The sequence below is a fragment of the Pseudomonas sp. GM17 genome (genome assembly GCF_000282175.2).
Taxonomy (GTDB): domain Bacteria; phylum Pseudomonadota; class Gammaproteobacteria; order Pseudomonadales; family Pseudomonadaceae; genus Aquipseudomonas; species Aquipseudomonas chlororaphis.
Window position 1 is genome coordinate 300828 of sequence record NZ_CP124732.1, and the last position, 20208, is coordinate 321035.

At 63.0% G+C, this 20208-nt stretch carries 19 protein-coding genes; 6 read left to right on the forward strand and 13 right to left on the reverse strand.

Features of this window, described 5'->3' with window-relative positions; genetic code table 11:
* Window positions 1-46: 46 nt before the first annotated feature.
* Window positions 47-868: a prolipoprotein diacylglyceryl transferase gene (gene lgt, locus PMI20_RS01365; protein ID WP_007927350.1), complete on the reverse strand. Its 822-nt coding sequence runs from the start codon at window positions 866-868 to the stop codon at window positions 47-49.
* A gap of 79 nt (window positions 869-947) precedes the next feature.
* A complete protein-coding gene (locus tag PMI20_RS01370) occupies window positions 948-1730 on the reverse strand; it encodes a sulfite exporter TauE/SafE family protein (protein WP_007927348.1) in 783 nt (260 codons plus the stop codon).
* A 123-nt stretch (window positions 1731-1853) separates the two neighbouring features.
* Here PMI20_RS01370 and PMI20_RS01375 point away from each other — a divergent pair, with 123 nt between their 5' ends.
* Window positions 1854-2600: an NRDE family protein gene (locus tag PMI20_RS01375; RefSeq protein ID WP_007927346.1), complete on the forward strand. Its 747-nt coding sequence runs from the start codon at window positions 1854-1856 to the stop codon at window positions 2598-2600.
* A gap of 102 nt (window positions 2601-2702) precedes the next feature.
* On the opposite strand, the gene ptsP is transcribed toward PMI20_RS01375, so the two are convergent.
* Together ptsP and PMI20_RS01385 are read right to left on the reverse strand one after the other, a co-directional pair.
* On the reverse strand, window positions 2703-4982 hold the full coding sequence (ptsP, locus tag PMI20_RS01380) for a phosphoenolpyruvate--protein phosphotransferase (protein ID WP_007927345.1): 2280 nt from the start codon (window positions 4980-4982) through the stop codon (window positions 2703-2705).
* 22 nt (window positions 4983-5004) lie between these two features.
* The gene (locus PMI20_RS01385) at window positions 5005-5484 is read right to left on the reverse strand and encodes an RNA pyrophosphohydrolase (protein WP_007927344.1); all 480 of its coding nucleotides are present in this window, start codon (window positions 5482-5484) and stop codon (window positions 5005-5007) included.
* A 143-nt stretch (window positions 5485-5627) separates the two neighbouring features.
* On the opposite strand from PMI20_RS01385, the gene PMI20_RS01390 reads away from it, so the two are divergent.
* Window positions 5628-6284 carry a histidinol-phosphatase gene (locus PMI20_RS01390; RefSeq protein WP_007927343.1) on the forward strand — a complete coding sequence of 219 codons (657 nt, stop codon included), beginning with the start codon at window positions 5628-5630 and terminating at the stop codon, window positions 6282-6284.
* Between the two features lie 50 nt (window positions 6285-6334).
* Here PMI20_RS01390 and PMI20_RS01395 read toward each other — a convergent pair whose 3' ends face one another.
* Together PMI20_RS01395 and ilvA are read right to left on the reverse strand one after the other, a co-directional pair.
* On the reverse strand, window positions 6335-6763 hold the full coding sequence (locus tag PMI20_RS01395) for a DUF2269 family protein (RefSeq protein WP_007927342.1): 429 nt from the start codon (window positions 6761-6763) through the stop codon (window positions 6335-6337).
* A 40-nt stretch (window positions 6764-6803) separates the two neighbouring features.
* On the reverse strand, window positions 6804-8318 hold the full coding sequence (gene ilvA / locus PMI20_RS01400; RefSeq protein WP_007927333.1) for a threonine ammonia-lyase, biosynthetic: 1515 nt from the start codon (window positions 8316-8318) through the stop codon (window positions 6804-6806).
* Between the two features lie 286 nt (window positions 8319-8604).
* On the opposite strand from ilvA, the gene rpiA reads away from it, so the two are divergent.
* Window positions 8605-9276 (forward strand): ribose-5-phosphate isomerase RpiA, encoded by a 672-nt coding sequence (gene rpiA / locus PMI20_RS01405; RefSeq protein ID WP_007927332.1) that lies wholly within the window; start codon window positions 8605-8607, stop codon window positions 9274-9276.
* A 298-nt stretch (window positions 9277-9574) separates the two neighbouring features.
* Window positions 9575-11527: an autotransporter domain-containing protein gene (locus PMI20_RS01410; RefSeq protein ID WP_007927331.1), complete on the forward strand. Its 1953-nt coding sequence runs from the start codon at window positions 9575-9577 to the stop codon at window positions 11525-11527.
* A 182-nt stretch (window positions 11528-11709) separates the two neighbouring features.
* Here the strand turns inward: PMI20_RS01410 and PMI20_RS01415 are convergent, their stop codons facing one another.
* The 4 genes from PMI20_RS01415 to PMI20_RS01430 all read right to left on the reverse strand — a co-directional run bounded on the left by PMI20_RS01415 (window position 11710) and on the right by PMI20_RS01430 (window position 15958).
* A complete protein-coding gene (locus PMI20_RS01415; RefSeq protein ID WP_007932842.1) occupies window positions 11710-12621 on the reverse strand; it encodes an SdiA-regulated domain-containing protein in 912 nt (303 codons plus the stop codon).
* 115 nt (window positions 12622-12736) lie between these two features.
* Entirely contained in the window at window positions 12737-13666 is a 930-nt protein-coding gene (locus tag PMI20_RS01420) for an SdiA-regulated domain-containing protein (protein ID WP_007932844.1), read from the reverse strand.
* A 176-nt stretch (window positions 13667-13842) separates the two neighbouring features.
* Window positions 13843-14508, reverse strand: a complete 666-nt coding sequence (locus PMI20_RS01425) for a fumarylacetoacetate hydrolase family protein (protein ID WP_007932846.1) — start codon at window positions 14506-14508, stop codon at window positions 13843-13845.
* Between the two features lie 55 nt (window positions 14509-14563).
* On the reverse strand, window positions 14564-15958 hold the full coding sequence (locus PMI20_RS01430; RefSeq protein WP_037036309.1) for a D-2-hydroxyglutarate dehydrogenase: 1395 nt from the start codon (window positions 15956-15958) through the stop codon (window positions 14564-14566).
* 204 nt (window positions 15959-16162) lie between these two features.
* On the opposite strand from PMI20_RS01430, the gene serA reads away from it, so the two are divergent.
* Window positions 16163-17392 (forward strand): phosphoglycerate dehydrogenase, encoded by a 1230-nt coding sequence (gene serA / locus PMI20_RS01435; protein WP_007932850.1) that lies wholly within the window; start codon window positions 16163-16165, stop codon window positions 17390-17392.
* 89 nt (window positions 17393-17481) lie between these two features.
* Here the strand turns inward: serA and PMI20_RS01440 are convergent, their stop codons facing one another.
* On the reverse strand, window positions 17482-17919 hold the full coding sequence (locus PMI20_RS01440) for a DUF4399 domain-containing protein (protein ID WP_007932860.1): 438 nt from the start codon (window positions 17917-17919) through the stop codon (window positions 17482-17484).
* Between the two features lie 133 nt (window positions 17920-18052).
* Between PMI20_RS01440 and PMI20_RS01445 the strand changes: the two genes are divergently transcribed.
* Entirely contained in the window at window positions 18053-18826 is a 774-nt protein-coding gene (locus PMI20_RS01445) for a transporter substrate-binding domain-containing protein (protein WP_007932862.1), read from the forward strand.
* Between the two features lie 107 nt (window positions 18827-18933).
* Here PMI20_RS01445 and PMI20_RS01450 read toward each other — a convergent pair whose 3' ends face one another.
* On the reverse strand, window positions 18934-19416 hold the full coding sequence (locus PMI20_RS01450) for a 2-thiouracil desulfurase family protein (protein WP_007923104.1): 483 nt from the start codon (window positions 19414-19416) through the stop codon (window positions 18934-18936).
* Between the two features lie 2 nt (window positions 19417-19418).
* Window positions 19419-20051 carry a 2OG-Fe(II) oxygenase gene (locus PMI20_RS01455; RefSeq protein ID WP_037034054.1) on the reverse strand — a complete coding sequence of 211 codons (633 nt, stop codon included), beginning with the start codon at window positions 20049-20051 and terminating at the stop codon, window positions 19419-19421.
* Between the last annotated feature and the right edge of the window lie 157 nt (window positions 20052-20208).

Genomic DNA, 20208 nt, shown 5'->3' on the forward strand with positions numbered 1-20208 from the left:
TATTACCTGTGTCCTTGAAGGCAGGGCTCGCGCCCTGCGATCCGAATTAGAGCGCGGCGTCTTTCGCCGCCGGTGCCGCTGGAGCGCGGTGATAGGCCAGCCAGATCAGGAACAGGCCGCCAATGATCATCGGCAGGCACAGCACCTGGCCCATGGTCAGCCAGTTCCACGCCAGATAACCCAGTTGCGCATCCGGGACCCGGACGAACTCGACGATAAAACGGAAAATACCGTAAAACAGGGCGAACATCCCGGAAACCGCCATGGTTGGACGGGGTTTGCGCGAGAACAGCCAAAGGATGAGGAACAGCGCCACGCCTTCCAGGGCGAACTGATACAGCTGCGAAGGGTGGCGTGGCAGCTGGGCCGGGTCGCTGAACGGCGGGAAGATCATCGCCCACGGCAGGTCGGTCGGCTTGCCCCACAGCTCGGCGTTGATGAAGTTGCCGATGCGCCCGGCGCCCAGACCGATCGGCACCATCGGCGCGACGAAGTCCATCAGTTGGAAGAACGACTTGCCGTTCTTCTTGCCGAACCACAAAGCCGCGAGCATCACCCCGATGAAACCGCCGTGGAACGACATGCCGCCTTTCCAGACCTCGAAGATCAACGTCGGGTTGGCCAGGTAGGCGCTCAGGTCATAGAACAGCACATAGCCCAGGCGCCCACCGACAATGACCCCCATCGACATCCAGAACACCATGTCGGAGAGCTTCTCCTTGGTCCAGGTCGGGTCGAAGCGGTTCAACCGGCGCGACGCCAGCAGCCAGGCGCCACCGATGCCGATCAGGTACATCAGGCCGTACCAGTGAATTTTCAGCGGGCCGATGGCCAGAGCCACCGGGTCGATCTGCGGGTAAGGCAGCATTGCGACTCCTCGTTAGAGTGAAACTCGATTTGCGCCGTGACCATGTCACGCGCGGATTAAGCCAGGATTGCGGAACCTGTCAGAGCAGGAACGTCAGGCCGACCACAAACAGCAGGCAGGCGAACAAGCGCTTCAACAGGCGCGCCGACAGCCGATGGGCCAGGCGCGCGCCGAACCGGGCAAAGACCATGCTGGTCAGGGCGATGCCCAGCAGCGCCGGCAAATACACAAAACCCAGACTATGAGCCGGCAGCGACGGATCATGCCAGCCCAGAATCATGAAACTTATTGCACTGGCCACGGCAATCGGCAAACCGCAGGCCGAGGACGTGGCCACCGCCTGCTGCATCGGCACGCTGCGCCAGGTCAGGAACGGCACGGTCAGCGAGCCGCCGCCGATGCCGAAAATCGCCGAGGCCCAGCCGATCACACTGCCGGCCAGGGTCAGCCCGAGCTTGCCGGGAACGTCGCGGCTGGCCTTGGGCCGCAGGTCCAGGGTCATCTGCAGGGCCACCACCAGGGCGAAGACGCCGATGATTTTCTGCAGGTTCGGCCCGGAGATCGCTTCGGCCGTCAGCGCCCCGACTCCGGCGCCGAGCAGGATGCCCAGGGTCATCCAGGCAAAGATAGGCCAGCGCACCGCGCCCCTGCGCTGGTGTTCGCGAACCGCGTTGACCGAGGTAAAAATGATGGTCGCCAGCGACGTGCCAACGGCCAGGTGGGTCAGGATCGACGGATCGAAACCTTGCAGGGTGAAGCTGAACACCAGCACGGGAACGATGATGATGCCGCCACCTACGCCAAACAGACCGGCCAATATGCCCGCGCAGGCCCCCAGCAGCAGATAGAGCAGAAATTCCATGGAGGCATCCCGAAAAGAGAGCGGCATGGTAACGGATGCACGGCCCTTGGCTCCACTGGATGGCGATGGATACCCAGTCGTTCTGTGCGTAAAGTGAGCAAAAAACACAAAAGGGACAACCTGATGTGCTTGATCGTATTCGCCTGGCGGCCGGGCCACGCCCTGCCCCTGATCGTCGCGGCCAACCGTGACGAGTTCTACGCCCGCCCCAGCCTGCCGTTGGCGCAATGGCCCGAAGCCCCCGATATCTATGCCGGACGCGACCTGGAAGCGGGCGGTACCTGGCTCGGCCTGGGCGCCGACGGACGCTTCGCCGCCCTGACCAATATCCGCAATCCCCATCAGCCCCCCGCACGCCGCTCCCGAGGCGAACTGGTGGCGCGTTTTCTCAGCAGCAAGATGTCGATAGACGACTATTTCAGCGACGTTGTCGGCCGATCGCTGGAATATGCCGGCTTCAACCTGCTGGTGGGCACCCCCGATCAGCTCTGGCACTACAACGCCCAGGCCCGTGAGCCGCAGCAACTGGGCAGTGGCGTGTACGGCCTGTCGAACGCCGGGCTCGACACGCCCTGGCCCAAGCTGCTCAAGGCCAAGGCAGCATTACAGGAAGTACTGCATGACCCGCAGCCCCAGGCTCTGCTCGCCCTGCTCAGCGATACGCAGACCGCGCCGTTTGCCGACCTTCCCGATACCGGGGTCGGCCTGGCCACCGAGAGCCTGCTGTCGAGCGTGTTTATCGCCAGCCCCAGCTACGGCACGCGGGCCAGCACGGCGCTGATCGTCCGGGCCGATGGTTCCAGGCACATAGTCGAGCGCAGCTTCGGGCCCTATGGCGGGCATCTGGGGGAAGTGGAGCTGAGGGTTTAGCGGCGTCTGAAAGTACGCTATCGCGAGCAATCGAGCGTCGACCGGCTGCTCCTACAGGGTTTGGCAGCGTCTCTGTAGGAGCGAGCTTGCTCGCGATCGCCTTTAAAGGGTCTTGGCCGACGCCGGATTGATCATCCGCGCCAGTCCCAGGTTCTTCAGCGCCAGTTGCAGCGAGCTGTGGATAACTTGCGGGTTGTCGATGGTCATCAGCTCGGCCAGCAGTTCCCTGGCCTTGCTGAGATTGATCTGACGCAGCATCCACTTCACTTTCGGCAGGTTGGTGGCGTTCATCGACAGGCTGTCGAAGCCCATCGCCATCAGCAGCACCGCCGCCGCCGGATCGCCGGCCATCTCGCCGCAGATACTCACCGGCTTGCCTTCGGCATGGGCGTCGCGCACCACGGTCTGCAAGGCTTGCAGCACCGCCGGATGCAGGTAGTCGTAGAGGTCCGCCACCCGCGGGTTGTTGCGGTCCACGGCCAGCAGGTACTGGGTCAGGTCGTTGGAACCGACCGACAGGAAGTCCACCTGGCGCGCCAGCTCCTTGGTCTGGTACACCGCGGCCGGGATCTCGATCATCACCCCGATCGGCGGCATCGGCACGTCGGTGCCTTCGTCGCGCACTTCGCCCCAGGCGCGGTGGATCAGGTGCAATGCTTCTTCCAGCTCATGGGTGCCGGAAATCATCGGCAGGAGAATGCGCAGGTTGTTCAGGCCTTCGCTGGCCTTGAGCATGGCGCGGGTCTGGACGAGGAAAATCTCGGGATGGTCGAGGGTGACGCGAATGCCGCGCCAGCCGAGGAAGGGGTTGTCTTCCTTGATCGGGAAATACGACAGTGACTTGTCGCCGCCGATGTCCAGGCTGCGCATCGTCACCGGTTGCGGGTGGAAGGCGGAAAGTTGCTCGCGATAGATCGCCAGCTGCTCCTTTTCGCTCGGGAAGCGTTGGTTGATCATGAACGGCACTTCGGTGCGGTACAGGCCCACGCCCTCCGCGCCACGCTTCTGCGCCCGCGCCACGTCCGCCAGCAGGCCGGTGTTGACCCACAGTGGCATGCGGTGGCCGTCCAGGGTCACGCATGGCAGGTCGCGCAGTGCATCCAGGCCCTGGGCCAGTTGCCGCTCTTCCTCGACCACATCGGCGAATTGCTTGCGTAGCACGTCGCTGGGGTTGGTGTAGACCTCGCCGTGGTAGCCGTCGACGATCATCTGGATGCCGTCGACTTTCGAGTACGGCAGATCGACCAGGCCCATCACTGTCGGAATGCCCATGGCCCGGGCCAGGATCGCCACGTGGGAGTTGCCCGAACCCAATACCGAGACCAGGCCGACCAGCTTGCCTTCGGGCACCTCGCCGAGCATGGCCGGCGTCAGTTCTTCGCTGACCAGGATGGTGTTGTCGGGGTAGACCAGGGTCTGCTGGCGTTCTTCCTGCAGGTAGGCCAGCAGGCGGCGGCCCAGGTCCTTGACGTCCGACGCCCGCTCGCGCAGGTAGGCATCGTCCATCAGTTCGAAACGGTTGACGTGATCGGTGACCACCTGGCGCAACGCGCCCTGGGCCCATTGGCCGGTCTTGATCACGGTGGTCACTTCGCTGCCCAGGGAGGCATCGTCGAGCATCATCAGGTAGACGTCGAACAGCGCCCGCTCTTCGGGACGCAGCTGGGTGGCGAGTTTTTCCGAGAGGGTGCGCATGTCGGCGCGCACGCCTTCGATGGCGGTCTTGAACAACGCCAGCTCGGCGTCGATATCGGTAATGCTCTTGTCAGGCACCACGTCCAGGTCGGCGGGCGGCAGCATGACCACCGCGGTACCGACCGCCGCGCCAGGCGAGCCGGGCACGCCGACGAACTTGGCTTCCTGGATGCCCTTGCCCTGGCGGCCCAGGCCACGGATCGAACCGGTGGCTTCGGCGTGGGCGATAACCCCCGCCAACTGCGCGCTCATGGTCACCAGGAAGGCTTCTTCACCCTCGTCGAACTGACGACGCTCCTTTTGCTGGATGACCAGGACGCCGACGACCCGGCGGTGGTGAATGATCGGTGCACCGAGGAAGGAGGCATAACGCTCCTCGCCGGTCTCGGCGAAGTAGCGATAACGTGGGTGATCGGCGGCGTTTTCGAGGTTCAGCGGTTCTTCGCGCGTACCGACCAGGCCGACCAGACCTTCGTTGGGTGCCATGCTGACCTTGCCGATCGAGCGCTTGTTCAAGCCCTCGGTGGCCATCAGGACAAAACGGTTGGTCTCCGGGTCCAGCAGATAGACCGAGCAGACCTGGCTGCCCATGGCCTCTTTGACGCGCAACACAATAATCCCCAACGCCGCCTTGAGATCCTTGGCGGAGTTAACTTCCTGGACGATCTTGCGCAGCGTATTGAGCATGGCTCGGGGTCGAACTCCGTCGTCAGTCGCGCGCTAGAAGGCGCGGGGCAAGCTCTTTGAGAGCGCGGCGGTAAACCTCGCGCTTGAATGTCACCACCTGGCCCAACGGATACCAATAACTGACCCAGCGCCAGCCATCGAACTCCGGTTTACCGGTCAAATCCATCCGCACCCGCTGCTCGTTGGAGATCAGGCGCAGGAGAAACCATTTCTGCTTCTGGCCGATGCACAGCGGTTGGCTGTGGGTACGGACCAGGCGTTGCGGCAAACGATAGCGCAACCAGCCCCGGGTGCAGGCGAGAATTTGCACATCTTCGCGTTCCAGGCCTACTTCTTCGTTCAACTCGCGGTACAAAGCGTCTTCCGGCGTCTCTTCGGGGTTGATTCCCCCTTGCGGAAACTGCCAGGCATCTTGATTGATACGGCGAGCCCATAGCACCTGGCCGGCATCATTCGTCAGAATGATCCCGACATTGGGGCGGAAACCATCGGGGTCGATCACGGCAACAACCTCGCAAACGCATGTCGCCGCATTGTTCCACAAAGGTTGTGAAAGCAGCAACGAGGCTTCCTACCTTATGTGCACTCTTGTGAAAAGACCGTATTCTGATCGCCTTTTTTCAGACTTATCAGCGAGTAACCGTGATGCGCCTGGCTTTATTCGACTTGGACAACACCCTTCTGGGCGGCGACAGTGACCACGCCTGGGGCGATTACCTGTGCGAACGAGGCTTCCTCGACGCCGTCACCTACAAGGCCCGCAACGACGAGTTCTACCAGGACTACCTGGCCGGCAAGCTCGACAATGCCGCTTACCTGAACTTCTGCCTGGAGGTTCTCGGCCGCACCGAGATGGACGTGCTCGACCAATGGCACCGCGACTACATGCGCGACTGCATCGAGCCGCTGCTGCTGCCCAAGGCCGCGCAACTGCTGGCCAAGCACAAGGCCGCCGGCGACAAGCTGGTGATCATCACAGCCACCAACCGCTTCGTCACCGCGCCGATCGCCGAACGCCTGGGCGTGGAAACCCTGATCGCCACCGAGTGCGAGATGCAGGATGGCCGCTACACCGGTCGCAGCACCGACGTCCCGTGCTTTCGCGAAGGCAAGGTCACCCGCCTGACGCGCTGGCTCGAGGAAACCGGCCACAGCCTGGAAGACAGCTACTTCTATAGCGATTCGATGAATGACTTGCCGTTGCTGGATCTGGTGGCGAACCCGATCGCCGTGGACCCGGACCCGAACCTGCGGGCCCTGGCCCAGCAGCGTGGCTGGCCGGTGATCAGCCTGCGCGACTGAGAAAGCTAGCGCGAGCTCGCCCCTATAGGAGCAAGCTCGCGATCAGGCCGTCAAACAGGCTTGGCGCCCATCAACCCGGCAATGGCGAAGAAACACACGAAGCTGAACACCGCCAGCGCCAGGGTGAACTTCGGACTTCCTACTCCCGAGGCGATCCGCACGCGGTTGAGCCGCGCCAACAGCCAGAAACAGCTCAGGGCACCCACGGTGTAGATCAGGCTGGAGGCCAGGATCCAGGTCTGCCCCAGCGACCAGCCCAGCAGATGCACCAGCCACCAGCCACTGAACGGCAGGCTGGCCAGGCAGATCACCAGCAACAGCCAGACGAACACCAGCGGCCGGCGCAACAGCCGGCTGTAGATGCTTGCGTCACCCTTGCTACGAGCGCGCCAGACCCAGATCGCCAGCCCCAGCGCGCTGCCCAGCAGCAACACGGTGGCCAGGATATGGACGGTTTTTAGGACGGTCAGCGTTTCCATGTCATTAACTCCTTGAGGCCTTGCCCACCAGCGTAGCCGTTCAGCCGAGGAACAGCTGATACGCCGGGTTATCACTCTCGTCCCAGTACGGGTAACCGATCTGCGCCAGCGCCGCCGGTACCAGGTGGCGTTCGCTCGCCGGTACTTGCAGGCCGGCGACTACCCGGCCATCGGCCGCGCCATGGTTGCGGTAGTGGAACATCGAGATGTTCCAGCGCCCGCCGAGCTTGTTGAGGAAGTTGAACAGCGCGCCCGGGCGTTCCGGGAACTCGAAGCGGAACACCACTTCATCACTGACCCGCGCCGCATGCCCGCCGACCATATGACGGATATGCAGCTTGGCCAGTTCGTTGTCGGTCAGGTCGGTCACCGGGAAACCCTGTTCGGACAGGCTGGCGATCAGCGCGCTACGCGGATCGTTTTCCGGGTGGGTCTGCACACCCACGAAGATGTGCGCTTCGCTACCGGTGTTGTAGCGGTAGTTGAATTCGGTGATCTGGCGCTTGCCGATCGCTTCGCAGAAGGCCTTGAAGCTGCCCGGCTTCTCCGGAATGGTCACGGCGATGATGGCCTCGCGGCCCTCGCCCAGCTCGGCGCGCTCGGCGACATGGCGCAGGCGGTCGAAGTTGACGTTGGCGCCGGAATCGATGGCCACCAGGGTCTGCCCGCTGACGCCGCGCTGCTCGACGTATTTCTTGATCCCGGCCACGCCCAGGGCGCCAGCCGGCTCGGTGATGGAGCGGGTGTCGTCGTAGATGTCCTTGATCGCCGCGCAGATCTCGTCGGTGCTGACGGTGATCACTTCATCCACGTAGTCCTTGCAGATATCGAAGGTGTGCTGGCCGATCTGTGCCACCGCGACACCGTCGGCGAAGATGCCCACGGTTGGCAGTACCACGCGTTCGCCGGCGGCCATGGCCGCTTGCAGGCAGTTGGAGTCGTCCGGCTCGACGCCGATGATCTTGATTTCCGGCCGCAGGTATTTGACGTAGGCCGCGATTCCGGCAATCAGGCCGCCACCGCCGACCGGCACGAAGATCGCGTCCAGGCGCCCCGGATGCTGGCGCAAAATTTCCATCGCCACGGTGCCCTGCCCGGCAATGGTGTGTGGATCGTCGTACGGGTGGATATAGACGTAGCCTTTTTCGTCCACCAGCTTCAGCGAGTAGGCCAGGGCTTCCGGGAAAGTATCGCCGTGCAGCACCACTTTGCCGCCGCGCGAACGCACGCCTTCGACCTTGATCTCCGGGGTGGTCTTGGGCATCACGATGGTCGCCTTCACCCCCAGCACCTTGGCCGCCAGGGCCAGGCCCTGGGCATGGTTGCCGGCCGAGGCGGTGACCACGCCACGGGCGCGCTCGGCATCGCTGAGCTGGGTCAGCTTGTTGTAGGCGCCGCGAATCTTGAACGAGAACACCGGCTGCAAGTCTTCGCGCTTGAGCCAGATCTGATTGCCCAGCCGCTCGGAGAGCTGGCGGGCAGTCTGCAACGGGGTTTCTACGGCAACGTCGTAAACGCGCGAGGTGAGGATCTTTTTGACGTACTGTTCGAGCATCGGAAAGCATCACTGAGCGGGTTGGGCAGGGCCAGCGAGTCTAACCCAGCGTTTACCCGGGCGACCACACGAATCCAGAGGTTTTAAAAGCCCCCTAGCCCCTGCCGGTGGCTGCGATAGGTCTGCAGGTCCTCCGGCCACTCTCGTCTGTCACGACCTGACGGTCGATCGCAGCCTTCGGCAGCGGCTACAAAAAGCGGTTCGCCAAACGGGCAATGACCTGCTCAGGACACCGGCCTATAATGCCGGCCTTTCCGTTCCCCCCTTGCCCGCTTCCGGAGCCCGCATGACCCAGGATCAACTCAAACAGGCCGTGGCCCAGGCTGCCGTCGACCTCATCCTGCCGAAACTCGATGACAAGAGCATCGTCGGGGTCGGCACCGGCTCCACCGCCAACTGCTTCATCGACGCCCTGGCCCAGCACAAGGCCGCCTTCGACGGCGCGGTCGCCAGCTCCGAAGCCACCGCGGCGCGCCTCAAGGGCCACGGCATCCCGGTGTACGAACTGAACACCGTCAGCGATCTGGAGTTCTACATCGACGGCGCCGACGAAAGCGACGAACACCTGAACCTGATCAAGGGCGGCGGCGCGGCCCTGACCCGCGAGAAAATCGTCGCGGCGGTAGCCAAGACCTTTATCTGCATCGCCGACGCCAGCAAGCTGGTGCCGGTGCTGGGCGCCTTCCCCCTGCCGGTGGAAGTGATCCCCATGGCCCGCAGCCACGTGGCCCGCGAGCTGGTGAAGCTCGGTGGCGACCCGGTCTACCGCGAAGGCGTGATCACCGACAACGGCAACATCATTCTTGACGTGCACAACATGCAGATCACCAATCCGGTGGAGCTGGAAGCGCAGATCAACGCGATTGTCGGCGTGGTCACCAACGGCCTGTTCGCCGCCCGCCCGGCCGACGTGCTGCTGCTGGGCACCCGCGACGGCGTGAAGACCCTCACCGCCTGATGCCGCCGATTTCGCCCCTGCCGCAAGGGCGGGGGCGAAAGCTCTCCCATCCAGCCCCCGCCCTGCCCTCCCGCACCAACCTCGCCACTACTGCTACTTTTCGCTGCATTTAGCCGCAGAAATATCCAGATTCGCGCACCAGATCTCAGTGCGGCCCACGACTTCCGGTATCAAATCCGTTACAAATTAACGCCAGGCGACGTTCGGTTTAAGCAATGCGCCAATACAAGGTCGCCCAAGGAATGAGGCGCGCATTGTGCAACTGCCCCCGTTTTTTCATCCCTCAAGGAAGATCACCGTGCTCAAGCCCCTCACGCTTGCCGTCAGTCTCGCCAGCGTTCTGCTGTCCACCCAGGCCTTCGCCTATGAATACGGCGAACACGCCGCCACCACCCTCGACAAACTGATCAACGACTACCCCGGCCGCTACCGTGGCACCGCCAACTTCGCCGGTGCCGCCGACTGGATGCAGAGCCAGATGGGCAGCGCCTATGACATCAGCCGCCAGGACTTTTCCTGGACCGCCGGCGGCAACAGCCGCAGCTCGCAAAACGTGGTGGCCTACGCCGCCGGGACCAAGCCGCAATACGTGGTGGTCGGCGCGCACTTCGATACCTATTTCGGCCGCCCGACCCTGCAAGGCCTGGACGACAACGGCTCCGGCGCCAGCGTGCTGACCGAAATCGCCCGCAACCTCGGCGGGCTGCAGCTGGAAAACGGCTTGCAGGTGGTCGGCTTCGGCGCCGAGGAGGAAGGCCTGCGCGGCTCCAGGGCGTTCGTCGATTCCCTCAGCGCCAGCCAGCGCGCCAACATGCTGGCCATGATCAACCTCGACAGCCTGATCACCGGCGACATGATGTATGCCCACGCCGGACAGAACAGCAGCGCCAACCCGGCCCTGGCCTCGTTGCGCGAACATACCCTGCAGATCGCCAGGGAACTGCAGATCAATCTGTTCACCAACCCCGGCCTCGACCCGGCATACCCCGCGGGCACCGGCTGCTGCAGCGACGGCGAAGCCTTCGAAGGGCTGAACATCCCGATTCTCTACATCGAGGCCACCAACTGGGAAATCGGCGACCTGGACGGCTACACCCAGACCACCAACCCGGCCATCCCCGGCGGCTCCACCTGGCACGATCCCGCCGAGGACAATAAGGCGGTGCTGACCAACGCCTTCGGCCAGGAACGCATCGACCAGCGCCTGCGCGATTACTCGCGCCTGCTCAGCCGCCTGGTCCTGGAGCTGACCAACGCCGACCTGCTGGCCTCCACCGCCTCCGGCGGCGCTGTGGCGCGCAACCAGCAGGATCATCTGCAACGCCAGCATCAGGCCATGGTCCGGCTGCATGACCGGCGCTGGCTGACCTTGCAGGCGATGGGCCGGGAAGTCGGCAATTTCGATGGCGAGATCGGCATCGACGGCGAATACAGCCCCGACAGCGGTTTCGACAGCGCGCCCAATCCCGAGGCGCGTCGGCTGGGGGTGCATGCCTTGGGCGACTACCAGCTCAATTCGAGCCTGAATATCGGCGCCAGCCTCAGCTACCAGAACGGTCGCGACAAACTCGAGCACCGCGGCAAGCTCGACAGCGACACCTGGCAGGCGGCGGTCTACGCCTTGCTCAACGACGGCGGCCCGCAATGGCTGGCCGGCGACCTGAGCATCGGTCGCACCCGCTTCGAATCCAAGCGCAACCTGGTGATCCAGGCCAACGGCGGCCCGGTGCTGCTGAACCAGAAACTGACGGGCGATACCGACGCCCTGACCCTGGGCGCCCGCGTGCTCGGCGGTTACGACCTGGACTTCGGTGCGATCAAGAGCGGCCCCTTCGCCGGCCTGGATTACACCCACTACCGCATCGACCGCTTCCACGAGAAGCAGGACCTGCGCACGGCGCTGAGTTATGAGGAGCAGTCATTCGATTCGCTGGAAGCCAGCCTCGGCTGGCGTATTCGCGGCGCCATGGCCCTGCCTTACGGCATGAACCTGCTGCCTTATGGCGACCTGGCCTGGGTCAAGGAGTTGGCGGATGGCCGCCTGGACGACCTGGACCTGACCAGCCGCGCCGATGGTCAAGTGCGCGTGGCTCGCCTGGGCGGCGTGGACAAGAGCTTCGGCCGCGCCCAACTCGGCAGCCAGCTGGCGATCACCCCGCAGCTGGGGCTGTACGCCGAGGTCAACGGCCGGATCGGCCACGCCGAAGGCAGCCAGACCGGCTACTCCCTCGGCGTGCAGTGGCAGTTTTGAACGCGCTTTGGTAGCCGCTGGCGAGCCTGCGAGGCCGCGTACGAGGTGGGCGGTATTGCGACGCGGTCCTCGCAGGTTCGGGGGTATACGAATTGCCGGAACAGAAAGGTCGCCTGGTTTTACGGCCGCTGCGCGCCCGGGCGCAGCCTCGCGGGCTCGGCAGCGGCTACAGGGCTACGGGGTTACGGGGCGGGCTTCTTGAAGACGTAGAACAGGTTCGGCTCACTGACCAGGTACAGGGTACCGTCGTCGTCCATGGCAATACCTTCGGCCTGCGGCACCGTGGCCTGCAAGCCTTGCCGGCCCTTGCGCAGCGACATGGTGCTCAGGGGCCGACCATCCACGTCCAGTTCCAGCACCAGCCACGACTCATCCGACAGCGCCAGCAGATGCCCGGTGCGCTCGTCGTATTGCAGGCTGGACAGGTCACGCACGAACAACCCGGCATCGCGCTTGGGGTTGTTGACCACATGCACCGCGTAGGACTTCTCCGGGTCGTAATGCGGGAACCCCTTGACCTCGTAGATCAGCATCGGGTCGCGTTCCTTGGCGACGAACAGGCGCTTGCCCACCGAATCGTAGGCCAGGCCCTCGAAGCCCTTGTTGCCGCTCATGTGCACACCCAGGGTCATCTGCTCGGCGTCCGCCGCGTCGAGGAACACCGTGTCCTCCTCCAGATGGATCTTGATCAGCCGCTGCTGGCGCTCGTCGGTGATCACATAGGTGTCGGCGCTGATAAACTCGACCGCTTCCGGGTCGCCAAACCCGGTCAGGGCAATGCGCCGCAGGATGCGCCCGTCGAGCGACAGCTCGATCAGCTCGGCATTCTTGTTGGTCACGGTGAACAGGCTTTTGCGCACCGGATCGTAGGTCAGCGCCGAGACGTCATCCAGGCCTTCGATCTTTTGTGCTTCGAGAGTCACCCGATAGCCATCAAGGCCAATGGCATCGGTGTTGGCCGGCTGCGACATGACCCGCCAGTTGAACCACAGGCGCTCGAAGTAGCGGTGGTGCTGCCCGGCAATGCCCAGCAGCACCAGCACGATAAAACACAGGAGGAGGAACAGCGGTTTGGGATAGGCGAATCGACGCATGCTGGCAAGCTCAAATACAAATCAGGCGGATGAAATATCACAGCCGGATGAATTTAAACTTAATCGCAGCGGGCGTATGCCGGATTATGGCCTTTTGCCGCCAGAAACCTCTGAATCAGTGCTTCTCAAAGCGATAGAACAGATTGGGTTCGCTGACCATGTACAGGTTGCCCTGCTCATCCATGGCCACGCCCTCGGCCCGCGGAATGGTGTCTTTGAGGCCATTGAAACCGCCCAGCAAGGTCATGAAGCTGACTTGCTCGCCGGTTTCGTCCAGTTCCAGCAACATGTGCGAATCGGCGGACAGCACCAAGGTATGACCGGTGCGAGGGTCGATGCTCAGGGCGGACAGGTTGCGCAGGTCCAGCTCATCGCTTTCCAGTTTCTGCTTGTCACCCTTGAGGGTCTGGCTGCCGTCGCTGTTCCAGGTGAACAGCGCCGGCGGACGCTCCTCGCCCAGCAGCAACTGCTGCTTGCGCGCATCCCAGGCCACGGCTTCGAATGCCTTGTTCTGGTCCTGCGAAGGCCCCAGGTCGTATTTCGGGAAGTCGGAAATATTCAGCTCGCGGGTATTGGCATCCACCTTGACGATGGTCAGCAGGTGATCGCGCTCGTCGACAATCCCCAGCAGGCCGTTCCCCATGACCGTCACCCCTTCCGGGTTGCTCCAGCCCACCAGCGGCATCTTGCGCAGCACATCGCCCTGCAGGTTCAGTTCGACCAGGAACGGGTTCTTGCCCATCACCGCAAACAGGGTCTTGGTCTGCGGGTTGTAGGCCAGGTCGGAGGCCTCGTCCTTCTCCATGCCCGGCAGTACCTTGGCGTCGATGACCGCGCGGTAATCCGGCAGCCAGACACTTTCCTGGCGCTCGGCCGGGGTTTCGAAACGCTCCAGCACCCAGAGCAGGCCACGGTCGTCCCAGTGCATGGCAATCGCGACGCCATAGCTCACGATGCCCGCCAGCAACAGCCAGGAATACCAGCGCATGTGGAACAAACCGCGACGACGAACCGTTTGAAGCTCGGGGGTGTGAGGCATGGACATGGGGAGCGCGTTCCAAAAAGTCAGCTATTGGTAATAGCACATCGGGGCAGACTCAGACGCCTGGACGCGGAAAATTATCCAGACCGGATGTGAAAAATTCGGAAAAAGTCAGAAATATCCTGGATTTCCGCGCTTTCTTAGGAGAGGCCCGCCCATTGCAGGCGGGCCCCGCTGAGTCAGCTAACGCGACTTTCGAAGCGGCTGACGCCCGGCAGCTCCAGCACCAGCTCGTCGCCCACGTTCAGCGGACCCACGCCCACCGGCGTACCGGTCAGGATCACGTCGCCCGCCTGCAGGGAGAAGCAGCCGGCCATGTACTGGATCATCGGTACGATCGGGTTGAGCATGATGCTGCTGTTGCCGTCCTGGCGGACCTCGCCGTTGATGGTCAGGCGAATATTGATGTCGGTCAGGTCCGGGAACGTACTGCCGACCACAAAGGGCGCCAGCACGCAGGCGCCGTCGAAGCACTTGGAGATTTCCCAGGGCAGGCCCTTGGCCTTGAGCTCGGCCTGCTTGTCGCGCAGGGTCAGGTCCAGGGCCGGGGCGAAACCGGAGATAGCATCCAGCACTTCTTCGCGGCTGGGTTGGGTCGACAGTGGCTTGCCGATCAATACCGCGATTTCCGCCTCGTAATGCACGGAGCCACGCTCGGTGGGGATGGCAAAACCGCCTTCCAGCGGCACCACGCAACTGCCCGGCTTGATAAACAGCAGCGGCTCAGTCGGCACCGGATTGTCCAGTTCCTTGGCGTGCTCGGCATAGTTGCGCCCGATGCACACGATCTTGCCGACCGGGAAATGAATACGGGTACCGTCGACATACTGGTGCTGATAGCTCATTACCGACTCCTGCTCGTTTGGTTCATCAGGTACCGCTGCTTGAGTGACCCTTAGGTCAAACAGCGAAAATCTTGCCCGGGTTCATGATGCCGTTCGGGTCGAACACCGCCTTGACCGCCTTCATGTAGTCGATTTCCACCGGCGAACGGCTGTAGGTCAGGTAATCGCGCTTGGTCATGCCCACCCCGTGCTCGGCGGAAATCGAGCCGTTGTACTTCTCGACAGTCTCGAACACCCACTTGTTGACGGTGGCGCACTTGGCGAAGAACTCGTCCTTGCTCAGGTCGTCCGGCTTGAGGATGTTCAGGTGCAGGTTGCCGTCGCCGATGTGGCCATACCAGACCACTTCGAAGTCCGGGTAGTTTTGCGCGACGATCGCGTCAATATCCTTCAGGAAAGCCGGCACCTTCGACACCGTGACCGAAATGTCGTTCTTGTACGGGGTCCAGTGCGAGATGGTCTCGGAGATGTACTCGCGCAATTTCCACAGGTTCTGCAGTTGCTGCTCGCTCTGGCTCATCACGCCGTCCAGCACCCAGCCCTGCTCCACGCAATGCTCGAAGGTGGCCAGGGCGTCATTGGCCACGTCCTCGTTGCTGGCTTCGAACTCCAGCAACACATAGAACGGGCAGTCGGTCTCGAACGGCGCCGGGACGTCGCCGCGGCCGAGGATCTTGGCCAGGGCCTTGTCGGAGAAAAATTCGAAGGCGGTCAGGTCGAGCTTGCCCTGGAAGGCATGCAGCACCGGCATGATCGAGTCGAAATCCGGCGTACCGAGCACCATCGCCGTAAGGTTGTTCGGCGCGCGCTCCAGGCGCATGGTGGCCTCGACCACGAAGCCCAGGGTGCCCTCGGCGCCGATGAACAGCTGGCGCAGGTCGTAGCCGGTGGCGTTCTTGACCAGGTCCTTGTTCAGCTCCAGCAGGTCGCCCTTGCCGGTGACCACTTTCAGGCCGGCCACCCAGTTGCGGGTCATGCCGTAGCGAATCACCTTGATCCCGCCGGCATTGGTGGCGATATTGCCGCCAATCTGGCTGGAACCGGCGGAAGCGAAATCCACCGGGTAATACAGGCCGCTTTCTTCGGCGCGGTTCTGCAACTGCTCGGTCACCACACCCGGCTGGCAGACCGCGGTGCGGTCGGTCAGGTTCAGGTCGAGGATCTGGTTCATGTAGTCGAAAGACACCACCACTTCGCCATTGGCCGCCACGGCGGCAGCCGACAGGCCGGTACGGCCGCCGGACGGCACCAGCGCGACCTGGTGCCGGTTGGCCCAGCGCACGATGGCCTGGACCTGCTCGATGCTCTTGGGAAAGACGATGGCGCTCGGCGCCGGGGCGAAGTGTTTGGTCCAATCCTTGCCGTAAGCATTCAGGGAGTCGGCATCGGTCAGGACCTTGCCAGCCTCGACCAGGGTCTTCAGCTCATCAATCAGCGCAGGATTGGTCATCGACAGAACTCTCGAACAATTCATGGTCATCCTGAGAACGCTTCACGTCGCAGGAACGAGTGTTTCGCGGGGTCCGTATGCTAGCATACGACCCCCCGCAGAATAGTGCCGAAGGGCGTTCTGCGGCGACGGCTTTCCTGCCGTCCGGGTCAGCATCTGTTGACCATTTCCTGCCATTTTTCTCCGGGACACAGGTTTACGCAGATGAGCAAGACTTCTCTCGATAAGAGCAAGATCAAGTTCCTTCTTCTCGAAGGCGTCCACCAATCGGCTGTCGACGTCCTCAAGGCCGCGGGCTACACCAGTATCGAGTACCTCACCGGTTCTCTGCCGGAAGCCCAACTGAAGGAAAAGATCGCCGATGCGCACTTCATCGGCATTCGCTCCCGCACCCAACTGACTGAAGAAATCTTCGATCACGCGAAGAAGCTCGTCGCTGTTGGCTGCTTCTGCATCGGCACCAACCAGGTCGACCTCGACGCGGCTCGCGAGCGCGGTATCGCGGTGTTCAACGCACCGTACTCCAACACCCGTTCCGTAGCCGAACTGGTGCTGGCCGAAGCGATCCTGCTGCTGCGCGGTATCCCAGAGAAGAACGCCTCCTGCCACCGTGGCGGCTGGATCAAGAGTGCGGCCAACTCCTTCGAGATCCGTGGCAAGAAACTGGGCATCGTCGGCTACGGCTCGATCGGCACCCAACTGTCGGTCCTGGCCGAAGGCCTGGGCATGCAGGTGTTCTTCTACGACACCGTGACCAAGCTGCCACTGGGTAACGCCACCCAGGTCGGCAACCTGCACGAGCTGCTGGGCATGTCCGACATCGTCACCCTGCACGTTCCGGAAACCGCTGCCACCCAGTGGATGATCGGCGAGAAGGAAATCCGCGCCATCAAGAAAGGCGGCATCCTGATCAACGCCGCCCGCGGCACCGTGGTCGAACTGGACCACCTGGCCGCAGCGATCAAGGACAAGCACCTGATCGGCGCCGCCATCGACGTGTTCCCGGTGGAGCCACGCTCCAACGACGAAGAGTTCGAAAGCCCGCTGCGCGGCCTGGACAACGTGATCCTGACCCCGCACATCGGCGGCTCGACCGCCGAAGCCCAGGCCAACATCGGCCTGGAAGTGGCGGAGAAGCTGGTCAAGTACAGCGACAACGGTACTTCGGTATCGTCCGTGAACTTCCCGGAAGTGGCCCTGCCGGCTCACCCTGGCAAGCACCGTCTGCTGCACATCCACGAGAACATCCCGGGTGTGATGAGCGAGATCAACAAGGTCTTCGCCGAAAACGGCATCAACATCTCCGGTCAGTTCCTGCAGACCAACGAGAAGGTTGGCTACGTGGTGATCGACGTCGACGCCGAATACTCGGAGCTGGCGCAAGAGAAGCTGCAACACGTCAACGGCACCATCCGCAGCCGCGTGCTGTTCTAAGCACTCGCTGGCAATAAAAAGGGAGGCCCTGGGGCCTCCCTTTTTGTTTACAGGCAGTTTCGTTTACAGGCAGTTTTTACCGCCCGCGCTTACTTGACGGTGATGGTGATCTTTTCCGAAACGATTGGCGGGTCGAACGGCACGTGGTTCTTGTCGCCCAGCTCCAGCTGCAGGGTGTGCTTGCCCGGGGCCAGGGTCAGCTCGGTTTCGGTCTGGGCCTTGCCGAAGTGGATATGCTGGGCGTCGGCCGGGATCGGCATGTTTTCGGCTGGCAGCTTGTCGACGTCGACCAGCAGGTGGTGGTGCCCGGTGTGCGGAGTCTGGTCGCCGGCGGGCGCCAGGGAGATGTCGCTGACGCCGAACTTGACCTTGAAGGTCTTGGCCACGGTATCGCCATTGACCGGGGTGACGATAAATACAGAAGCGCCTTCCGGCGCCTTGGTGCGAGGAATATCCGCCGCACAAGCCAGCATCGAAGCCCCCAGCATCAGGCCGGTCAACGCAGCACGAGATATAAAGGTTTTCATTCTATTCTCCAGTTTTTCCGCAAAATCGGTACGGTTATGACAACTTCGTGGCATATCGTTGTCGAAGGGCAATCAACACCATAGCAAAGCGAGCCTGAACAGCGCATCGCACATATAAATTCAAGGAGTGACCATGCGTTTCCTGCCTGGCCTGATACTTTTGCTACCTCTTGTGAGCACTTACGCTCAAGCCGAACTGATCGACGATGTGAACGATCGCGGGGAACTGCGTATCGCGCTGGAGGCCAATACCCCGCCCTTCAACTTCAAGGACGACGGCAAACTCACCGGTTTCGAAGTCGAGCTGGGCCAACTGCTCGCCCGGGAACTGGATGTGCGGGCGGACTTCGTGGTCGCCGACGCTGCCGACCTGCTACCTGGCGTCGAAAGCGGCCGCTACGACATCGCCATCAATCACGTAGCAATGACCCCGGAACTCAAGGATCGTTTCGACTTCAGCGAGCCTTACAGTTATTCCAGCGCACAATTGATCGTACGCAAGGAAGAAGAGCGCACGCTGGGCAGCCTGCAAGCGCTCCAGGGCCAAGCCCTCGGCGTGGCCCAGGGCAGCCAGTTCGCCGAGCAGGCACGCACCGTTGAAGGCATCGACCTGCGCAGCTACCCGAACGCCCAGCAACCCATCAAGGATGTGGCCGACAAGCAGCTCGACGCGGCCATCAGCGACCGCCTGCTGATCCCCTACGCCATTCGCGACAGCCGCTTGCCGGTGAAGGAAGGCGCCAAGGTCGGGCCGACCCTGAGCCTGGCGATCCCGTTCCAGAAAGGTAACCCGGCGTTCCAGGCGAGCCTCGATGGCGCGCTGCAGCGCATCAAGGCCGATGGCCGGTTGATGGCGTTGTCGGAAAAATGGTTCGGCATGGATGCGAGCAAGCCGCCCAAGCCTTGATGTTGTAGTCGCTGCCACAGGCTGCGAAAGATCCGCAGGACCTCAGCGATATCACGTTCGCCACGGCCGTACCGGCCGATCGCAGCCTGCGGCAGCGGCTACAGAGGCTAGAGCGCCGCCAGGGCTGCGGCGGCCTCGGCCAGTTCCAGCTCGCTGAACACTTGCACCCCGGCGCGCTTGAGCAAGGCGGCGGTGACGCCCTCGCCGCTGACCTTGACCCCGCTGAAGCTGCCATCGTAGGTCAGCAGGTTGCCGCAGGACGGGCTGTTGGCCTTGAGCACGGCGATGCGAATCCCATGCTCGCGTACCAGCTCCAGCGCCTGCCGGGCGCCGCTGAGGAACTCGGCGCTGACATCCTCGCCCTCGGTGGTGATGACCCGCGCCAGGCCATCGAGCACTTCACCGCCCTGCCCGCCGGGTATTTCCGCGGCCGCCCGTGGCGTCGGCAAGCCGCCGGCGACTTCCGGACACAGTGCGACCACCCGGCCCTCGACCTGCCAGCGCGCCAATTGATCGAACGGCCCGCTGGCCGCCCCGTCGTAACGCACGCGGTGGCCCAACAGGCAGCGACTGACCAGGATCTTGTGCATGATCAGAACGGCTCGTTGCCACGACGGCGGAACCAGCCCGTCAAGGACAGGCGCTCCCGGGTCGCGGGCAGGACTTCGTGGGGCACCTCGCCGGAGAGGAACACCACCAGCCGGCCGCCGGCGGGATCCACGTCGTATTCGGTCTCGCCATCGAAGTACATGCGCAGTTGCCCACCCTGCTCCGGCAGCCAGTCCTGGTTGAGGTAGATCACCGCCGACACCATGCGCCGGTCATCGTCGCGGAAACGGTCGACGTGCTTGAGGTAGAACGCCCCTGGCGGGTACAGCGCGAAATGGCTTTCGAAGTCTTCCAGGCCGAGGAACAGCCCGCGGTTCAGCGCCTCGCGCAGGCTGTCCATCAAGCCCAGGTAGGTATCGCAGCAGTCGGCCTGGCCGGGCTCGAGCCACTGGATATGATCGCCACGGATCCCCTCGCGAATCTCCTGCGCCGGGCCACGGCCAACCGCCGCTGGCGCCAGCTCGCCTTCGGCCGCGCGCTTGCGGCACTCGGCCGCCAGCTCCAGGGTCAGGGCTTCTGGCAGGAAGATGTTCTGCTGCGACCAGCCACGGGTGGCCAGGTCATCGACAATGCGTAACAGCAGGGGGTGATCAGAGGGTATTTGCATGGCGCGCATAGTATCCACACCCAGATGAATCCGACAGATCCGCGAGATAATTCTGACCAAGCAGCCTGGCGCTGCCTCTGTTCGTCGTTCGATCGGACAGTTTGCGTACTGAACCTGATACGAATTCTCGACAACCATCGCCTCGCCCCGGAGAATAGTGGGCTGC